Origin of the sequence: Kineosporia sp. NBRC 101731, from assembly GCF_030269305.1 — a bacterium.
GTDB lineage: Bacteria > Actinomycetota > Actinomycetes > Actinomycetales > Kineosporiaceae > Kineosporia.
Window position 1 is genome coordinate 86,354 of the sequence record NZ_BSTC01000009.1, and the last position, 17,713, is coordinate 104,066.

The 17,713-nt window shown below is 70.3% G+C and carries 13 protein-coding genes; 6 read left to right on the top strand and 7 right to left on the bottom strand.

What is annotated here, in order from left to right; all coding sequences use genetic code 11:
- Window positions 1–22: 22 nt before the first annotated feature.
- From QSK05_RS23385 to QSK05_RS23395, 3 genes are read right to left on the bottom strand one after another with little or no spacing between them, the layout of a single operon-like run.
- Window positions 23–1,777, bottom strand: coding sequence for an allophanate hydrolase (locus QSK05_RS23385; RefSeq protein ID WP_285599440.1), 1,755 nt, complete (start codon window positions 1,775–1,777; stop codon window positions 23–25).
- Complete coding sequence (locus QSK05_RS23390; RefSeq protein ID WP_285599441.1) at window positions 1,774–2,463, bottom strand: urea amidolyase associated protein UAAP2; 690 nt, start codon at window positions 2,461–2,463, stop codon at window positions 1,774–1,776. Before QSK05_RS23390 ends, QSK05_RS23385 begins: the two co-directional genes overlap by 4 nt.
- A complete protein-coding gene (locus QSK05_RS23395) occupies window positions 2,463–3,344 on the bottom strand; it encodes an urea amidolyase associated protein UAAP1 (protein WP_285599442.1) in 882 nt (293 codons plus the stop codon). The genes QSK05_RS23390 and QSK05_RS23395 overlap by 1 nt, the downstream gene beginning before the upstream one ends.
- A 192-nt stretch (window positions 3,345–3,536) precedes the next feature.
- On the opposite strand from QSK05_RS23395, the gene QSK05_RS23400 reads away from it, so the two are divergent.
- A complete protein-coding gene (locus QSK05_RS23400) occupies window positions 3,537–5,294 on the top strand; it encodes a Rossmann-fold NAD(P)-binding domain-containing protein (RefSeq protein ID WP_285599443.1) in 1,758 nt (585 codons plus the stop codon).
- A 91-nt stretch (window positions 5,295–5,385) separates the two neighbouring features.
- Here QSK05_RS23400 and QSK05_RS23405 read toward each other — a convergent pair whose 3' ends face one another.
- Window positions 5,386–8,415 (bottom strand): ricin-type beta-trefoil lectin domain protein, encoded by a 3,030-nt coding sequence (locus QSK05_RS23405; protein WP_285599444.1) that lies wholly within the window; start codon window positions 8,413–8,415, stop codon window positions 5,386–5,388.
- A gap of 232 nt (window positions 8,416–8,647) precedes the next feature.
- Between QSK05_RS23405 and QSK05_RS23410 the strand changes: the two genes are divergently transcribed.
- The 5 genes from QSK05_RS23410 to QSK05_RS23430 all read left to right on the top strand — a co-directional run bounded on the left by QSK05_RS23410 (window position 8,648) and on the right by QSK05_RS23430 (window position 15,625).
- Window positions 8,648–10,108, top strand: coding sequence for an aldehyde dehydrogenase family protein (locus tag QSK05_RS23410; protein ID WP_285599445.1), 1,461 nt, complete (start codon window positions 8,648–8,650; stop codon window positions 10,106–10,108).
- 240 nt (window positions 10,109–10,348) lie between these two features.
- Window positions 10,349–11,584 carry an aminotransferase class V-fold PLP-dependent enzyme gene (locus tag QSK05_RS23415; RefSeq protein WP_285599446.1) on the top strand — a complete coding sequence of 412 codons (1,236 nt, stop codon included), beginning with the start codon at window positions 10,349–10,351 and terminating at the stop codon, window positions 11,582–11,584.
- Window positions 11,584–12,699 carry an N-methyl-L-tryptophan oxidase gene (gene solA / locus QSK05_RS23420; protein ID WP_285599447.1) on the top strand — a complete coding sequence of 372 codons (1,116 nt, stop codon included), beginning with the start codon at window positions 11,584–11,586 and terminating at the stop codon, window positions 12,697–12,699. Before QSK05_RS23415 ends, solA begins: the two co-directional genes overlap by 1 nt.
- Window positions 12,696–14,609 (top strand): primary-amine oxidase, encoded by a 1,914-nt coding sequence (locus QSK05_RS23425; protein ID WP_285599448.1) that lies wholly within the window; start codon window positions 12,696–12,698, stop codon window positions 14,607–14,609. The genes solA and QSK05_RS23425 overlap by 4 nt, the downstream gene beginning before the upstream one ends.
- Window positions 14,610–14,698: 89 nt before the next feature.
- On the top strand, window positions 14,699–15,625 hold the full coding sequence (locus QSK05_RS23430; protein ID WP_285599449.1) for a PDR/VanB family oxidoreductase: 927 nt from the start codon (window positions 14,699–14,701) through the stop codon (window positions 15,623–15,625).
- Window positions 15,626–15,723: 98 nt separating this feature from the next.
- On the opposite strand, the gene QSK05_RS23435 is transcribed toward QSK05_RS23430, so the two are convergent.
- The 3 genes from QSK05_RS23435 to QSK05_RS23445 all read right to left on the bottom strand — a co-directional run bounded on the left by QSK05_RS23435 (window position 15,724) and on the right by QSK05_RS23445 (window position 17,542).
- The gene (locus QSK05_RS23435) at window positions 15,724–16,401 is read right to left on the bottom strand and encodes an alpha/beta fold hydrolase (RefSeq protein WP_285599450.1); all 678 of its coding nucleotides are present in this window, start codon (window positions 16,399–16,401) and stop codon (window positions 15,724–15,726) included.
- Entirely contained in the window at window positions 16,398–16,754 is a 357-nt protein-coding gene (locus QSK05_RS23440; RefSeq protein WP_285599451.1) for a cupin domain-containing protein, read from the bottom strand. Before QSK05_RS23440 ends, QSK05_RS23435 begins: the two co-directional genes overlap by 4 nt.
- Before the next feature lie 68 nt (window positions 16,755–16,822).
- A complete protein-coding gene (locus QSK05_RS23445) occupies window positions 16,823–17,542 on the bottom strand; it encodes a GntR family transcriptional regulator (protein WP_285599452.1) in 720 nt (239 codons plus the stop codon).
- Window positions 17,543–17,713 lie beyond the last annotated feature (171 nt).

Consider the following 17,713-nt stretch of genomic DNA (forward strand, 5'->3'; position numbering starts at 1 on the left):
ACGGTCCGCCACGGCTGGATCACTATGGGTTCTCGTGCCCTTTGAGCGCATTCAGGTAGCTGATCCAGCCTCCGTGCGCCGTGATCTCCGTCGCGCTCTCGAGGGCAGCGGGCTCGCAGAGGAACCCGCTGACCTGACTCCCGTCGTCGAGGTCGACCTTGCCGATCACCATCGGCTGTGGCAGGGCGGCGACGAACGCGCCGAACCCGGCGGCCGGCAGGCGCCACACCTCGCCGATCACCGGGCTGCCGGAGGCGTCCCTGACCAGTCCCGGTTTCGGCGGCGTGGTGGAGAGGGCGTAGAGGCGATAGGACGACGTGGTCGTGACCGGCCCGACCGGCGAGCCGCCGGCGCGCACCAGGTCGCCGTTGAGTGGCTGGCCGGACAGGTGCGCACCGACCACGAGCAGGTTGATGTCGTCCGCACCGATGCGGGAGGCCAGGTGGGCCAGCTGCTGGTCGCTGAACGCGGGGCCGGTGAACATGACGCCGAACGGCAGACCGTTCACCGCTCCGGCGGGAACCGCGAGCGAGGCCAGGTCGAGCAGGTTGGCGAAATTGGTGAAACGCCCCATCCGGCTGTTCGCCCCGACCGGGTCGGCCGCCACTTCCTCCAGCGTCGGGTGCCAGGTGGTGGTGGGGGTCAGCAGCGCGTCGACATCCTCGAACAGCCGGCGCCCGGCCTGCCCGAGCCGGTCCAGCTTCTCCAGGTCGCGGAACACCTGCACCGCGCTGATGTCCCGTCCGGCGTTGATGATCCCGGCCACGGTCGGGTCGAGGTCGGTGCCGATCAGATCGGCGTGCGCGGCCAGGTGGTCACCCACGGCCGCAGTCCGCTCGGCCACGAAAGCCCCACCATAGAGCAGGGTCGCGGCCTCCAGCAGCGGTGCGATGTCGACCTCGACGATCTGCGCACCCCCCTGGCGAAGCCCGTCGACCACAACGGCGAAGCGCTGCGCCCACCCGTCGGCCAGCCCTTCGAGATGCTCCGCGGTGGGCACAGCAATCCGCGAAACCCCGGGCCGGCGGCGCTGACCCTCACTCCCATCCTGGTCGTGATCAGGCAGAGTGTCCCCGGGGACACTTGGCCTGATCACGGCGGGAGGGGTGCTGCGGGTCAGGGGGTCCTGTTCGTCCGGGCCGGACAGCAGCTCCGCGACCAGGCGGGCCAGATCAAGTCGCCGGGCGAAAACCGTTACGCAGTCCAGGCTTCGGCAGGCCGGGACGACGCCCGTGGTGGGGATCAGGCCACGGGTCGGCTTCACGCCCACGATGCCGTTCAGCGCCGCGGGAACGCGCCCGGAGCCGGCCGTGTCGGTCCCGAGGGAGAAGTCGACCTGGCCGAGGGCTACGGAGACCGCCGAGCCAGAGCTTGATCCACCCGAGATGTGCTGCGCGGAGAAGGCGTTCGGCACCGCGCCGAACGGGCTGCGGGTGCCGACGAGGCCGGTGGCGAACTGGTCGAGGTTGGTCTTGCCGATCACCACGGCCCCGGCGGCGCGCAGCCGGGCCACGGCGGTCGCGTCCTCGGCGGGTTCGTAGGAGTAGGAACGGGCGCCGGCCGTGGTGGGCAGCCCGGCCACGTCGATGTTGTCCTTCACCGCCGCGACCAGCCCGGCCAGGGGCAGGTGCTCGCCGGCGGCCAGGCGCCGGTCGATCTCCTGCGCCTCGGCCAGTGCCTCGGTCTCACTCCGGAGGGCGATCCAGATCGCCGGGTGAGCCGACTGTGCGATCGACCGGAAGGCCGTCGCTACCCGGGTGACCGACGGCGTCCTCAATGAATGCTCCGGGTGACGACGGCCCGCAGGGGCGTGGGGTTGAAAGCATTGCAGGGGTTGTTCATCTGGGGACAGTTCGAGATCAGCACCAGGGCATCGACATCGGCGCGCAGGGCCACTCGCTTGCCGGGCGCGGACATGCCGTCGACGATGCCGAGCGCACCGTCGGCCTCCACCGGCACGTTCATGAAGAAGTTCAGGTTGGACACCAGGTCACCCGCGCCCAGACCGTGCCGGATGCCCTCGGCCAGGAAGTTCTCCCGGCAGCCGTGCTCGAAATGCGTGTGGTGGCCGTACCGCAGCGTGTTCGACTCCTTGCTGCAGGCGCCGCCGATCGTGTCCTGCCGCTCCACCTCGTTCGCGACGACCGTCATCAGGGGGTTGCCGAACTGGCTGCGCAGCACCGTTCCGGTGCGCACGTAGGCATTTCCCTGCCAGTGCAGGGTGTCGGGCACGCTGTAGTGCTCGGCGGTGTCGGCCGCCGAGTAGATCAGGCAGTCGCCGGACTGGTTGCCGCCGACGTCGACGAGGGTGAGCACGTCGCCCGCCCGGATGATCGCCGACCAGGCACCGCGCGCGGCGATCTGCTCGTCGAGCACGATCTCGCCCTCGGCCAACGGCTGGGACCAGTCCAGGACCGAGTCCGGACCGTACGAGAAACCCACGGGAACCGTACTGGAAACCATCACAACCCCCGGGCCTGGGCATAGTCGATCGTGTTGAGGTAGGCGCGTTCTCGTTCCGGCGAGGCCTCGTAGGCGCGGTCACCCGGACCGGTCGGCGAGCTCGTCCAGGCGTGCACGCGCAGCGGCCCGACCTGGTACTGCTCACGCGGGTCCAGCGGGTGGGCCACGTTGGCGATCAGCACGGTGAGGGGCAGCTCGGCGATCAGGTCCACCGACGACGGACCGGCCGAGCCGAGCCAGGCGAACGATCCGTCCGCCTCGACCGTGACGCCCTGGAAGAACGACACGGCCGGCACCAGATCACGCGGACCCAGGCCATGTTTCGCGGCGGCCAGGGTGAACAGGGCCTGGCCCGACGGGGTCGGGCCCTCCGGCCGGGCATCGCCGTACTTGTGCCGGTTCCAGGCGTCGCTGCTGGTGCCGCAGAAGGTGTCGTGACGGTGGGAGGTGTCCCGGTCGACGGTCGCGAGGACCCGCCCGTCGCCGCTCAGCAGCGGGTGCCCGTCGCTGAGATAGGCCTGCCACGGGATCTTCCGGGTGTCGGCCACGTTCAGCCGTTCCACCTGCTCCAGGGCGTTGAACAGCAGCACGTGGGCGCAGGCGTCGCCGGTCGGGTCGTCCAGGCGGATGCGCGTGCCGCGGGCCAGCACCTTGTGCGTGTACCCGCCCGGGGCCACGGTCTGGGCCCAGGTCAGCGTCGCCGGATCCACTCCCTCGGGCGGATGCGGTGTGCTCGAGGCCGGCAGATAGGGCATCCACTCGGACTGCTGGTCGCCCTGCGCGCGGGCGTCGGCCCGGGCAGCGGTGACGCTGCCGGTGTCGCGCTCAGTGTCGCGCTCAGTGTCGCGCTCACTGTCGCGAGCGGCGGGTTGAGTGTCCACGTATCTCCTCCGAGGAATGTGGATCCAACTTATCCACCGACGGATCCCGTGACTAGGTCTTCTGGACGTGGGTAAAACGTCATACCGGCATCTTCGGCGCGTTTGACCTGATGTCAGGAACTGGTTCCCGGTACCGTCTCGGGGGGAAATCCCGGCCAGGTCCAGCCCAGCCTTGAACCCGGAGGAGGGTGCATGAGTGACTCGCGGTCGCGCACGACGCCGGGATGCGTCCGGGACGAGCTCATGGCCGAGTACCTGCGGGTCAGCGAGGAGATGCTGACCGGTCAGCGCGAGGTGATGCTCGCCTACCTGCGCGACGACGACCCGGCCCCCACCGCGTCCGGCCCGGTGCGCCGGGTGCGAACCCTGAGGCTGCTCGACGAGCGCCCGGTGACGGACCTCCCGGCTCCCGGTGCCTCGTGGCTCCTGGTCGGTGACGGCCCCGAGAACGAGGAGCTCGCCGGCCGGTTGCGGGATCAGGGGATGGTCGTGCGGGTCACCGGTGCGGTGCTTCCCGAGACAACGGTGGACGTCGACGGCATCCTCCTGGCCGGAGCGCTCTCCCACGGTTCCGCAGCGGCCGCAGCGGCTCTGCCCGACGTGTTCGCCCTGGTCACGCGGGCGCTGAAGTCCGGGGTGCGGCATCTCGTGGCGCTGACCGGCGGGGAGGCGGGTTCCGACGGGGTGGCCGGTCTGCTGCGTGCCGTCCGGCAGACGCGTGCGCCGGAACCCGACGGCATCTCGGTCCGGCTCCTCGACATCACCGACCGCCCACCCGGCGCCCCTCTGCCCACCGACGTCGTCACGCACCTGCTGCACCCCGGCCCCGCCGAGGTGACCCGCTGGGGCGGGCGGTTGTTCCGCGCCGAGATGACGCCCCAGCCGCTGGGTGACGACCCGGCCGCCGCTTTCCTGAACGAACCTGGTCCCACGCATGACGCCACTTCCACCGGCGGAACCGGTCTGGTGGGCGCCACCGGTCTCGCCGGTCTGAGCGGTGGTTCCGGCGCTACCGGCGCGGTGGACCAATCCGGTCCTGTCCGCCCTTCGTACACCGCCGGCCTCCTCGCGGCCGCCGGGCTCGGGCCGGGTCGGGTGGTGTTGATGACCGGTGGTTTTCACGGCGCCGCAGCAGATCTGGTGCGCGAACTGACGGCGGCCGGATGCCGGGTCGACCTGGCGGGCGCGGTGGTTCCCGTCCCGGCGAGCACGGTATCGGTGGGCCCGGTATCGGTGGGCCCAGGCTCGCTCGGCCCGGCAACTCCGGCGCCGTCCACCGCCGGTTCGCGGCGGGCGGCGGGCCTCGCCGAACTGCACGCGGCCCTGGCCCGGTTCGGTGACCTCCTGCCCGGCCCGCTCGATCTCCAGGCCCGTCAGACCCTGGCCGGCCAGGAGGTGCACCAGCTGCTCGACGGCCTGGAGCGGTCGGGTGCCGACGTGGTGCACCACCGGCTCGACGTCTGGGACGACGCCGCGACCGCGCGCCTGGTCAAGACCGTGCTGGCCGACCGCGGGCGTCTCGACCTGGTGATCCACGTGACCGGGATGATCGAGTACGGACGCATCCGTCCCGAGGCCCCCGACGCCGCCGGGTCGTTCGCCCGGGTGTACGACAACGAGGTGGAGAGTGCCCGGTCGCTGCTGGATGCCCTGCGCGGAGCCGATCCGCAGGACCCACCCCGCTGCATCCTGATGCTGAACCTGGGCGCCCCCACCCATCACCCGCACGACGCGCCGGCCGATCAGGTGGTGGCCGCGGCCGTCGCGGACGCCCTGGGTCGCCTCGGCGATCGTTTCGCCCGCGCCACCGGTCAGCGTTGCCTGACCGTGCACTGGCAGGCCGACCCCGACGCCGCCCCCGCCGCTCTTGTCGCCGAACTGGCGCACGGCGAAAGGCATCTCACCCAGGTCACCTACACGACCGAGAAGGCGACGAGCGCGCCGGACTGACATCTACGTCCAAAAGCCCCCCACCATGATCGTGCGAACCTCCCGGCCGAAGGCTGGGGGATCGCACGATCACGGAAAGGGCGGACGAGGGTCAGGCGGTCGGCAGCGCCCAGAGCTGTTCGCTGCTCCCACTGCACTTCAGCAGCGTGAACGGCGAGGTGTAGCCGAACCCGGTGGCGGTCAGGCACAGGCCCGACGAGGGGTTCAGCACGGTGCCGTCCGCCGCCTGCTGCCAGACCTGGGAGGTGTCGGCGTCGGAGCAGGCGACCATGCCGACCCGGGTGTTACTCAGGGTCGGGGTGACGCACAGGTCCGACTGCGCCAGGCGTCCGCTCTTGAGCACGGTGAACGTCTGGGCCGGGGTCTGGTTGCAGTCCCACAGCCCGATCGCGCCGCTGCGGTTGTCGACGCACCAGCTACCGCTCGGGTGCGGGATGCTCCCGCTCACCACGGGCGATGCGGTGGGCACCGGGGTGGTGGGCGTCGGGGTGCTGGTGGGCGTGGGGTCCGGGGTCGGCGACGCGGTCGGCCCGGCGGTGGGTGTCACCGTCGGGGACGGTGAGGGGGTCGCGTCCTTCGTCGTGGGCAGCTTCCACTGCTGGAGGGTGCCACCGTCACACGTGGCCAGGCTGAACTGCTTCTCGTAGTCCAGTGCCGGGGCGGTCAGGCAGAGACCCGAGGCCTTCTCGACCAGGGCCGTGCCCTTCTGCGTCCAGGAGGCGGCCGTGGCGCACTCACCCACGACGATCTTGGTGCCGTCCGCCGTCATGCAGACACCCTTGACCTCGAGGGTGCCGTCGTCGCCGACGGTCCAGAGCTGGGTGTTGCTCTGGGCGTCGCAGCGCCACACCACGATCGGGTTCCCGGCGTCGGTCTTACCGTAGTAGTCGTCCGCGCACCAGCCCGAGGGGCCGCTGATGAGACCGTCGGTGACCTTCCAGGAGAACGCCTTCGTCGCCGTGACGCCGGTGCTCCCGGTCGCCGTGACGTTCACGGTGGCGGTGGCCTGGTGGGTGTCCGGGGTACCGGTGATCAGCCCGGAGGTGCGGTTGATCACGAGGCCCTTCGGCAGCCCGGTCGCCGCGTAGGTGAACGTCGTCGAGGTGCTGGTGCTGGTGGCGCGCACCCGCAGGCTGGCCGCCCGCCCGACGATGGTCACCTGGTCGCCCGGGGCGGTCAGGGTCACCGAGTCGGGGATCCCGGTCGGCAGTTTCCACTGCTGCCCGGCCGCATCCGTGCAGGCGGCCCGGGTGAGCTGCGTACCCCAGTCGGCCTTGGGCGCGGTGAGGCACTCACCGGTGGCCGGGTTGACCAGCTGGCCCGCCGCCGATGCCTTCCAGATCTGGTCGGTCCCACCGTCGCAGGTGCCGATCACGATCAGCTTCCCGGCGTCCGAGGAGCCGCCGCGGGCACTGAGGCACTTGCCGTTGTCCCGGTCGTAGAACGAGATGGTGCCGTCGGTGGCGGCCATCCACTTCTGGTTGCACTCCCAGATCTGGATGCTGTTGCCGTCCGTGGTCCCGCTGCTGTTGCTGTCCGCGCAGAGACCCTGGAGGCCGGTCAGGTAGCCGATCCCGACGATGAGGTCCCACTGGAAGGTCGTCGCGACCGTGCCGGCGCTGTCGGTGGCGCTGATCCGCACCAGACCGCCCTGCGCGGAAGCCTTCACCGTTCCGGAGAGGACACCGGTGGCGGCGTTGATCGTGATCCCGGCCGGCAGGCCGGTGGCCCGGAAACTGACGGTGCCCGTCGCGCCCCGCGTCGTGATCGCCGGCAGGGTGACGTCCTGGCCGATCCCGCTGGTCTGGTGGCCCGGGTTGCCCAGGGTCAGGCCCGCCGTGCCACAACGGCTGTTCAGCAGCAGGTTCGGCGAACCGGTGCCGGGGTCGCCGAGGATGTCCGCATCGGCGCAGGCGCTGAGGGCGGCGCTCACCTGGGCCGGGGTGGCCGAGGGGTGCTGCGACAGGTACACGGCGGCGGCGCCGGCCACGATCGGCGAGGCCAGCGAGGTGCCGCTCGCCGAGGTGACCGCGGTGTCGCTGTCCCAGGCGGAGGTGGCGACGTCGGTGCCGGGGGCGAACAGGTCCACGCACTCGCCGTACTCGGAGAAGCCGGCCCGGTTGTCGTTCTGGTCGCTCGCGCCGACCGTGATCGCCTCCCGCACCCGCCCCGGGGAGCTGTTGCAGGCGTCGGCGTTGCTGTTCCCGGCCGCGATCACGTAGGTGATGCCGGCCTTGATCGACGCGCGGATGGCGTTGTCGAGCTCGTCCTGCGCACTGGTGCCCCAGGAGAGGTTGACGACGGTGGGCCGCGGGGCGTTCTTCGTGATCCAGTCGATGGCCTGCAGACCGCTCGTCATCGGGCCGGTGTTGCCGCAACCGAGCACCCGGATGGCGTGGATCTTCGCCTTCTTGGCCACCCCGTAGGTGGAGCCCGCCGCGGCACCGGCGACGGCGGTGCCGTGACCGGCGCAGTCGCCGGAGTCGGCCGGGGTCGGGCCGTCGGGCACGGCGCGGCCGCCGAACTCCTGGTGCGTGGTGCGGACGCCGGTGTCCAGCACGAAGATGTTCGCGCCGGAGCCGTCGTCGTCGGAGTCGTAGCTGCCGCTCAGCGGCAGGTCGGGCTGGTCGATCCGGTCGAGGTGCCAGGGCGCGGGGGACTGGGTCTGGGTCTCCAGACCCGCCATCACCACGTCCTGCGACACGCTCGCCACCTCCGGGGCCGCGGCCAGGGCCTTGGCGTCGGAGGTCTTCACCGCGAAACCGTGCAGGGCGGCGGTGTAGACGTAGGTGACCTCACCGTCGACCTGACCGGCCAGGCGATCGGCGGCCTTGCGGATCTGCCGGGGCGTGCGCAGCCCGGGCCGGTCGGCCAGACGCACCAGGTAGCTGCCCGGGATCGGGTCACCCGCCTTCTGCGCCGTCTTCTTCGAGGTCAGCAGGTCGGACCGGTCGGTCAGGTCGTCCCGGCCGACGATCGTGTCGTCGGCACCGGCTGTGGTGCCGGCGGGCGATGATGTCCCGGGCCAGGTCAGGTAGCCGGTGGTCACGGCGGCTGCGGCCGTCACGGCTCCGGCGGCCAGTACGGCGAGGCGTCGTCGCCCGGCGGTATTTCTCGTCAAGTCTGGTGTCCTCGGTGGAAGGTCAGGGTTCTCCGGCCAGCGCGAAAATGCCTGGGGTGCAGGACTATGCGTGGGGGAGGCCCACGGCGAAAGCCCGAAATCTACCATTGGCCCGATTGTTGGAACGACGATAACGGGGCAGAAGAGGTTCTCGTTTTGGGCAACAATTTGGATCCAAAGTTGTTTTGTTAGGATCCAGCTAGTCCCACCGGCCCCGCCCCGAGGAGTTCATGTGTCCCAGACGCTGCGCGCGGGTCTGCCCGCGCTGCCCCAGGTCAGCCCGTTCCTGCTGGCAGGGGAGTGGGTGGCGCAGGGGCGTGAGCTGTTCGACGTCACCGACCCCGCCACCGAGCAGATCCTGACCCAGGTCGCCCAGGCCACCGCCGAGGATGTCGATGCCGCCGTCGCCGCCGGCCGCCGCGCGCTGGTCGAGAGGTCCTGGACCGGTCTGGACCCGCTCGAGCGGGCCCGCGTGATGAACCGCATCGCCGACCTGATCGAGGCCCAGCTCGAAGACCTGGCGATCCTCGAGACCCGCGACAACGGCAAGCCGATCGAGCGCTCCCGGGCCGACACCGCCAACGCCGCGCGCACTTTCCGGCACTTCGCCGGGGCGCCGTCGCGCCTGGCGGGCAGCACGGTCCCGATCGGTGACGGGCATCACGTCTACACCACGTTGAATCCGGTCGGGGTCGCCGCGCTGATCCTGCCCTGGAACTTCCCGATCATGACCGGCTCGTTCAAGATCGCCCCCGCGCTCGCCGCGGGGTGCTCGATCGTGGTGAAGCCGGCCGAGCAGACGCCCCTCACGATGCTCCGGCTGGCCGCCATCATGAGCGAGGCCGGTGTGCCCGACGGGGTGGTCAGCGTGCTCACCGGTGACGGCCGGGTGGGGGCCGCGCTGACGGCCCACCCGGGGGTGGCGAAGGTGTCGTTCACCGGCAGCACCGAGATCGGCCGGATCGTGGGCCGGGCCGCCGCGGAGAGTTTCAAGCGGGTGACGCTCGAGCTGGGCGGCAAGAGCGCGAACATCGTCTTCGAGGACGCCGACCTGGACGCCGCCGTCACCACCGCCATGCGCGCGTCGTTCGGCCACTCCGGGCAGATGTGCACGGCGGGAAGCCGCCTGCTGGTGCAGAACTCGATCCTGGAGGAGATGACGTCGCGGCTCACCGCCGCCGTCGCGAAGGTGCCGATGGGTGACGGCCTGGCCGGTGGGGTCTCGGTCGGCCCGCTGGTCTCGGCCGAGCAGCGTGAGCAGGTGCTGGGCTACATCGAGAAGGGCCGCGCCGACGGCGCCCAGCTCGTCGCGGGCGGCGGAACCCCTTCCGGTCCGGGCTACTACGTCGAGCCCACGCTGTTCACCGGGGTCCGCAACGACATGGTGATCGCCCGGGAGGAGATCTTCGGCCCGGTTGTCGGGGTCATCGGGTTCGAGGACGAGGCCGAGGCGATCGCGATCGCCAACGACTCCAGCTACGGCCTGGCCGGAGGCATCTGGACCAACGACCTGCGCCGCGCCCACCGGGTCGCCGCCGCGATCGACGCCGGCACGATCTGGGTGAACACCTACAACATCTTCGACCCGGCCCTGGGTTTCGGCGGGGTGAAGGACTCCGGCATCGGTCGTGACCTCGGCGACGAGGCCCTCCTGGGCTTCACCGAGACGAAGGCCGTGGTCATCGCCCTGTAGAACGCCCTTTCCGTGATCATGCCAAGGGTCCCCAGAGTTCTAGAACTCTGGGGACCCTTGGCATGATCACGGAGGGTTTGGGGGGTCAACCCATCCACGTCTATCCAGATTGGATCCATTTCCTTTAGGATCGTATTCACTACGACGCACGCGGGGCACCGAGCCCGAGCCTCTGCTCGTTCCAAGAATGGATCCAAACATGTTAGTTTTGGATCCGAAGTCGACGTAGAGGCGGTTGGTGTGGAGAGCTCGCTCGAGGCGGGACCGTCCGTGCTGCAGGTGCGCGGCCCGGGCATCGACGTGGCCGCCGAGCGCGCCCGCACGCCGGGTGCGACGCTCGCGCACCACTTCAACGCCGCCGGGGCCGCACTGCCCACGGCCTCGGTGGTGCAGGCCGTGGTGGACCACCTGCGGCTGGAGGAACAGCACGGTGGGTACGAGGCCGCGCACCTGGTCCTCGACCGGGTCGAGGCGGTCTACGACGATGCCGCGCGGCTCATCGGCGCCACCCCCGGCGAGATCGCCCTGTTCGACAGCGCCAGCACCGGCCTGCGCACGATCATCGACGCGCTGCGCCTGGAGTCCCGCCAGCGACTGCTGGTCAGCCGCTCCACCTACGTCAGCCACGCCCTGCACCTGATGAGCCTGGGCCGTGAGCACGACATCGAGCTGGTGATCGTGCCCAACGGGCCCTCCGGCGCCGTCGACCTCACCGCGCTCGACGCCGAGCTGGCCTCCGGTGGCCCGGCCGTCGTCTGCGTCGCCCACATCCCCACCTCCTCCGGCCTGGTCGAGCCGGTCGCCGAGATCGGCGTCCTGGCCAAGCGTTACGGCGCCCGCTACGTGCTCGACGCCACCCAGTCGGTGGGCCACGTGGCGGTCGACGTCGCGGCTCTCGGCTGCGACGCGCTGGTCACCACCGGCCGCAAGTTCCTCCGGGCCCCGCGGGGCACCGGGTTCGCCTACATCAGTGCCGAACTCGCCGCCGCCCTGGCCCCCACCGCCCCCGACGTGCGTGGTGCGGTCTGGACCACGTCCATGAGCTGGGAACTCAAGGAGAGCGCCCGTCGCTTCGAGACCTGGGAGGCGTCGATCGCCGGCCGGGTCGGGCTCGGGGTGGCGCTGGCCGAGGCGCTGGAGCGGGGGAGCATGCAGACCGAGACCTGCTTGCGCACGGTGGCCGGCCGGCTGCGCACGGCGCTGAGCCAGATCCCCCGGGTGACGGTGCAGGATCCGCCGGCCTCCCCGTCGGCCATCGTGACCTTCACGGTCGACGGCCAGGCGCCGCGCCGCGTGAACGAACTGCTGGCCCTACGCAACGTGCGCACCGTGTCGGTGCCCGCCTCCCACGCCCAGTGGGATCTGGGGGCCCGGGGTGTGGAGGCCGTGGTGCGGGCCTCCGCTCACGTCTACAACGACGAGTCGGACATCGCGGCCCTGGTAGCGGCGGTCACCGAGATCGCGGGGGAGAACTGATGGTGGACGTCGATGTCGTCGTTGCGGGGCTCGGTATCCACGGTTCCGCGACGGTGTACGAACTGAGCCGCCAGGGGGTCGACGTGCTCGGCCTGGAACAGTTCGCCGAGGGGCACACCCGCGGGTCGTCCCACGGGCGCACCCGGATGATCCGCCGGGCCTACCCCAACCCGGTCTGGAACCCCCTGGTCGATCGGGCCTTCGAGGGCTGGGCCCGCTGGGAGGCCGCGAGCGGCACCACCCTGGTGCACCGTACCGGCGGCCTGTACGCCTTCGACGGCGCGACGGGCGCGACGAGCATGCAGGGCCCCGACACCGTGGTGATCACGGAGCCCGCCGAGATGGCCGCCCGGATGCCGGGATTCCGTGCCCCGGACGGGTACGGGGCGGTGTTCGACCCGGCCGCCGGAGTGCTCGAGGCCTCCGCGGCTCTCGGTGTGGCCCGGGACGGGGCCCGGGAGCACGGCGCCACCCTGTCGTTCGGGGAGAGCGTGCTGGCCTGGCGCCAGGAGGGTGACATCTGCGTCGTGACCACCGGTGAGCGTGAGATCCGCTGCAACCGCCTGGTACTGACGGGCGGTTCGTGGTCGGGGCGGCTCGTGCCCGAGCTGGCCCACCTGTTCGAGGTCTGGCGCATCGTCACGGTCACCCTGGCCGCCGGTCAGGAGGCCGGAATGCCGCCGCAGCTCGGCTGTTTCTCCGTCGACCGGCCGCAGGGCCTGGTCTTCGGCATCCCCGACGCGGCCGGCAACGGGTTCAAAGCCGGTATCGATCTGGGCCCGGTCTGGGACCCGGACGAGCCCACGGCCCCGGCGAGCCCGGCCGAGATCGCCGAACTCGTCGGCCTGATGACGAGTTACGTGCCCGGTATCGCGCCCGAGGTGATCGAGGCCGCGAGCTGCCTCTACACCATGACGGCCGACAAGCGGTTCGTGATCGGCGCGCTTCCCTGGGCCCCGGCCGTGACCGTGGCAGCCGCCTGCTCGGGGCACGGCTTCAAGTTCGGGCCCGCCATCGGTGCGGCCCTTGCCGACCTGGCGCTCGGAAGAGCCCGTCCAGATCTGGAATTCATCGGCGTCCAGCGCCGTCTGCCTTCGAGTCAGGAGCTCACGTGACCCGCCACTGGAACGACCCCCTCACCGAGGACGAGATCGCCGCGGTGATCGCCCTGGTCCGCGCCGACGAGCGGATCGGGGAGAAGCCCCGGTTCTGGGGCATTGCGGTGGACGAGGCCCTCGCCCGCGCGCTGGCCCCCGGTCAGGGTCGCCCCGTTCGCACCGTGGTGATGAACCCGGACGCGCACGCGGCCTGGGAGGTGGCGGCCTGGACGGCGGGTTCGGACCGGGAAGCCTCGATCTCGGCCTGGCGGGATGTCGATGCCAAGCGCCCCGGTGTCTCCAGCGAGGAGGCCCGGATGGTCGCGCAGGCCTGCCGGGAGGACCAGGGGATGAAGGACGCGCTGGCCAAGCGCGGCATCCACGATGTCTCGCTGGTCTGGGTGGACCCCGAGTCGATCACCGGCTTCGAGCCCGAAGGCCTGGAAGACCGCCGCCTTTCGTGGGGCACCGTGTGGCACCGCGAGACCGCGGACGACAACGGCTACGCCCGCCCGGTGGCCGGCCTGGTGCCGATCGTCGACCTGGAGACGCTGAAGGTCATCTCGATCGAAGACCACGGTGTGCTGCCGATGGCCTCCGAGACCGGCAACTACCGCTCGGGCACCTGGGGTCCGGACCGCGAGGTCTCGGCCCTGGAGATCACCCAGCCCGACGGGCCCGGCTTCGCCCAGGACGGGCAGCTCGTCACCTGGCAGAACTGGTCGTTCCGCGTCGGTTTCACGCACCGCGAGGGCATGGTGCTGCACGACGTCACCTACAACGACCACGGCAAGGTCCGCCCGGTGATGAAGCGCGCCGCGGTGAACGAGATGTACGTGCCCTACCTCGATCCCGACCCGACGGCCTACCGCAAGAACTTCTTCGACTGGGGCGAGTACGGCGCCGGCCCGCTCACCGCCTCGCTCGAGCTGGGTTGCGACTGCCTGGGCGAGATCCGCTACTACGACGCGGCGGTGGTGAACGGGCACGGTGAGGCCCGCACCATCAAGAACGCCATCTGCATGCACGAGGAGGACCACTCGATCCTCTGGAAGCACGTGAACACCCGCACCGGTGAGGCCGACGTGCGTCGTGCCCGGCGCATGGTGGTCTCGTTCTTCGCCACGGTCGCGAACTACGACTACGGCTTCTACTGGTCGTTCTACCAAGACGGCATGATCGAGCTGGAGATCAAGCTCACCGGCGTCATGTCGGTCTCGGGCATCGCCGACGGTGAGAAGCCGGCCTACGGGCGTCTGGTCAGCCCGAACGTGCAGGCTCCCAATCACCAGCACTACTTCGGCATGCGCCTGGACATGGGCGTCGACGGTCCGGTCAACCGGCTGTACGAGGTGCACTCGGAGATCGAGGAGGACGAGGCGCTCAACCCGTACGGCAACGCCTGCAAGACCGTCCGCACCCCGCTGCTGACGGAGAAGGCCGCCGCGCGCCGCGCCAACCCGGCCGCCGCCACCCACTGGCTGGTCGAGAGCGACGACACCGTCAACCGTTTCGGTGACAAGACGGCCTACCGGGTGTCGATCCAGAACACCGCGCGCCTGTATGCCAAGCCGGGCAGCATCGTCGAGCGCAAGGCGCCGTTCGTGGCCCAGCACCTGTGGGCCACGGTCTTCGACGGCAACGAGCGGTTCATCGCGGGGGAGTACCCGAACCAGGCCGACCTGGGGGCCGACGGGGTGCAGACCTTCCAGCAGGCCGACCGTTCCCTCGACGGTGCGGAACTCGTGCTCTGGCCGGTCATCGGCGTGCACCACACGCCCCGCCCGGAGGAATGGCCGATCATGCCGGTGCACCGCATCGGCATGCGCCTGGAGCCGGACGGTTTCTTCGACCGCAACCCCTCGCTCGACCTGCCGGCTCCGATGAGCCACAGCAGTTCGTCCGAGGGCGATGCCTGCTGCCACTGACTTTCTGACGAATGGGGGACGCGGGCCCGCTCGACTCGAGCGGGCCGGCGTCCCCTATTGTTTCGGTCTGCGATTGTGAAGGATTCGACGTGAACGAGACGTTCTCCCCGTATCTCGTGCGGGGCATGCGCATGGCGGCGGACGAGGTCATGCTCGTCGAGCTCGAACCCCTGGAGGCTGCTGCGGTCTGGGAGCCCGGCGCGCACCTCGACGTGATGGTCGGCGACGGCACCACCCGCCAGTTCTCCATCTGTGGCGGGGATTCCGGCTCGCTGACGGTGGCCGTGCGCCGGGAGATGCCGGGGAAGGGCGGCTCGGCCTGGATCCACGACACGCTGCGCCCGGGCTGGACCGTGCAGGTTCGCGGTCCGCGCAACCACTTCGCCCTGGAACCGGCCCAGCGCCACGTGTTCGTGGCCGGCGGCATCGGCATCACCCCGCTGCTGCCGATGCTGGAGAAGGCGACCGACTGGGAGCTGCTGTACTTTGGGCGCACGCTGTCGGCCATGCCCTTCCGCGACCGTCTCGCCGGGTACGGCGACCAGGTGCGCCTCCTGCCCGCTGACGCCCCCGATCGTCCTGCGCTCACGGATCTTCTGGGCTCACTCGAGGCCGGGACGCTCGTCTACACCTGCGGTCCCGCGCGCCTGATGGACGGTGTCCGCGAGGTTCTCGAGGCGCAGGGGCGTGGCGATGATCTGCGTGTCGAGTACTTCAGCGCCCCGGCCGCCGTCGAGGAGACCGAAAGCGGTGCGTTCACCGTGCGACTGGCCGCCTCCGGGAAGGAGCTCACCGTCGACGCGGACCGGTCCCTGCTCGACGTGCTCACCGACGAGGCGGGCGCCGACATCCTGCGCGACTGCGAGGAAGGCATCTGCGGAACCTGCGAGACCCGCGTGGTGTCGGGAGACATCGAGCACCGCGACTACGTCCTGACCAAGACCGAGAAAGAGGCGGGCGACTGCATGATGGTCTGCGTGTCGAGAGCGTCCGGCCTGCTGGTACTCGACCTCTGACGGGCCCCCAAAAAACCTCCCGTGATCATGCAAAGTGTCCCCAGCGTTCTAGAACTCCTGGCTCGAGAGTTCTAGAACGCTGGGGGCACTTTGCATGATCACGAACAAAGGGTGGTGACCAATTCGGCGACCTCGGCCGGGCGTCCGAGGAACGGCGAATGATCGCCGTCGATCTCGTACACCGCACCGGCCCGGGCCGCCATCGCGCGCTGACGGGCCGGAGGGATCGCCTCGTCGTCGCGCGTCACCACGTAGACGGCCGGAATCTCGCGCCAGGCGGCGTGTTCCACCTCTTCCAGGAAGGCCCGCAGGGAATGGGGGCGCAGCGTCGCCGCCATTTCCCGGGCGGGGCCGGCCGGAGAGGTGGAGTAGAAAGTATGCAGGGGGTCGACGGCCTCGATGTACAGCTCGTCGCCGGAGACCACCCAGGCGTCGTCCTCCTCGTCCCCGGCCTCCACGGTGTTCAGCGACTCACCCGTGTCCGGCATGAAAGCGGCCAGATAGATGATGAGTTCGACACCGTCCGAGGCCCGTACCGCCGCCGTCGTGGGCACGCCGCCGTAGGAATGGCAGAGCACCACGCGCGGACGGTGGGTGGCCAGCGCCTCGCGGATCGTCCGCACGTCGTCGGCCACCCCGGCCGGGGGAGTTCCCGGCCCGGCGGCACTGGGCAGGTCCACGGTGTGCGCCTTCAGCCCCAGCGAGGCCAGCGCCTGCACGAGCGGGCTCCAGCTGGCCCCGTCGTGACAGGCGCCGTGCACCAGAAGAAGACTCACGGCTTGTAGACCACGAAAACCTTGCGTACGGGCTCGTGCACGGTCCAGGTGCCGACCCAGCCGATCGGGAAGTAGGCCGTGGTGCCCGCGGTGATCTCGGCCGGCTCGCCGCCGTCCTCGTGCACGGTCATGTGCCCGGCGATCACGTGGATGATCTCGCCACGGGTGAGGAACTCCCAGCGGGATGTGCCCGGGTCGCTCTCCCAGATCCCGGAGACCACCTTGCGGTCGTCGGTGGCGAAGTCGACCCGGCTGCGGACCAGGATCTCACCGCTCAGCGGCTCGGCACTGGGCGGCCCGAGCGGCTTCTCGGCCAGATCGGTGACGTCGAGGGGAACGTTGGTACTGGTCATCAGCTGCTCCGGGGGACGCGGGAACGATGCATCCCGAAGCTAACAGATTGGATCCATTGCGGTAAGGGTCAGCCGCGGAAGATCGTGGACGACCGCCGCTCGTACCAGTGGGCCAGGTGCTCGCCGGCTTTCAGCACGTGATCGCGCATCTCCCGCCCGGCGGTCTCCACATCGCCCGCGACCAGGGCGGCGATGATGCGCTCGTGCTCGCGGTGGTTCTCCTCGCGCTGCCGGGCGTCGTTCACGATCAGCGCCGACGAGACGTTGCGCGGGAAGGTCTCGTTGATGTCGTTCACCGCCTTGGCCAGGCGGGCGTTCGCGGCGATGGTCAGGATCAGCGTGTGGAACACGTCGTTCGCCGGGCGATCGGTCGAGGCCGGGTTCTCGCCGCGGGACAGGGCCGAGGAGTGTTCGTACATCGACTGATTCGCCCGACGCAGCTCGTCCAGCTCGGCCTCGGTGATGCGGCTGACTGCGCGGGTGGCAGCCAGGGACTCCAGCTCGGCGCGCACCTCGTAGGCCTCGCGCACCTCCCACGGGGCCGGAACCCGGACCACGGCGCCGCGATTGGGCAGTACCTCGATCAGGCCGCCACTCTGCAACTGGCGCAGGGCCTCGCGGATCGGGGTGCGGCTCACGCCGAAGTCGCTGGCCAGCTCGGCCTGTCGTAGCTGGGCGCCGATCGGGATCTCGCCCGACATGATGCGTTCGCGGATCCGGGCGGCGACATCGTCCACCAGGGCGTTGCCGGATTTTTCCGTGCCGGTCAGATCGGCGGCGTCCACCATGATCGCGGTTCTCCCCTCACGCGCGGTCCGGCGCGACGTTGCGCGCCTCCTGCGGCGCCTGTGAAGTCAAAACGCTAGCAGAACACCCACAGATGGACCCCGTTCCAACAGTTCTGGCTATGAATCCAGTCAGATGGGATCCATCAATGCTAAGTTGGGATCCATTCTGAG

Excerpts from the sequence above, each read along its gene's own strand:
- QSK05_RS23390 (WP_285599441.1), bottom strand. The coding sequence starts at position 2,463 with ATGGTTTCCAGTACGGTTCCCGTGGGTTTCTCGTACGGTCCGGACTCG.
- solA (WP_285599447.1), top strand. The coding sequence starts at position 11,584 with ATGGTGGACGTCGATGTCGTCGTTGCGGGGCTCGGTATCCACGGTTCC.
- QSK05_RS23440 (WP_285599451.1), bottom strand. The coding sequence starts at position 16,754 with ATGACCAGTACCAACGTTCCCCTCGACGTCACCGATCTGGCCGAGAAG.
- QSK05_RS23445 (WP_285599452.1), bottom strand. The coding sequence starts at position 17,542 with ATGGTGGACGCCGCCGATCTGACCGGCACGGAAAAATCCGGCAACGCC.
- QSK05_RS23400 (WP_285599443.1), top strand. The coding sequence starts at position 3,537 with ATGAGTGACTCGCGGTCGCGCACGACGCCGGGATGCGTCCGGGACGAG.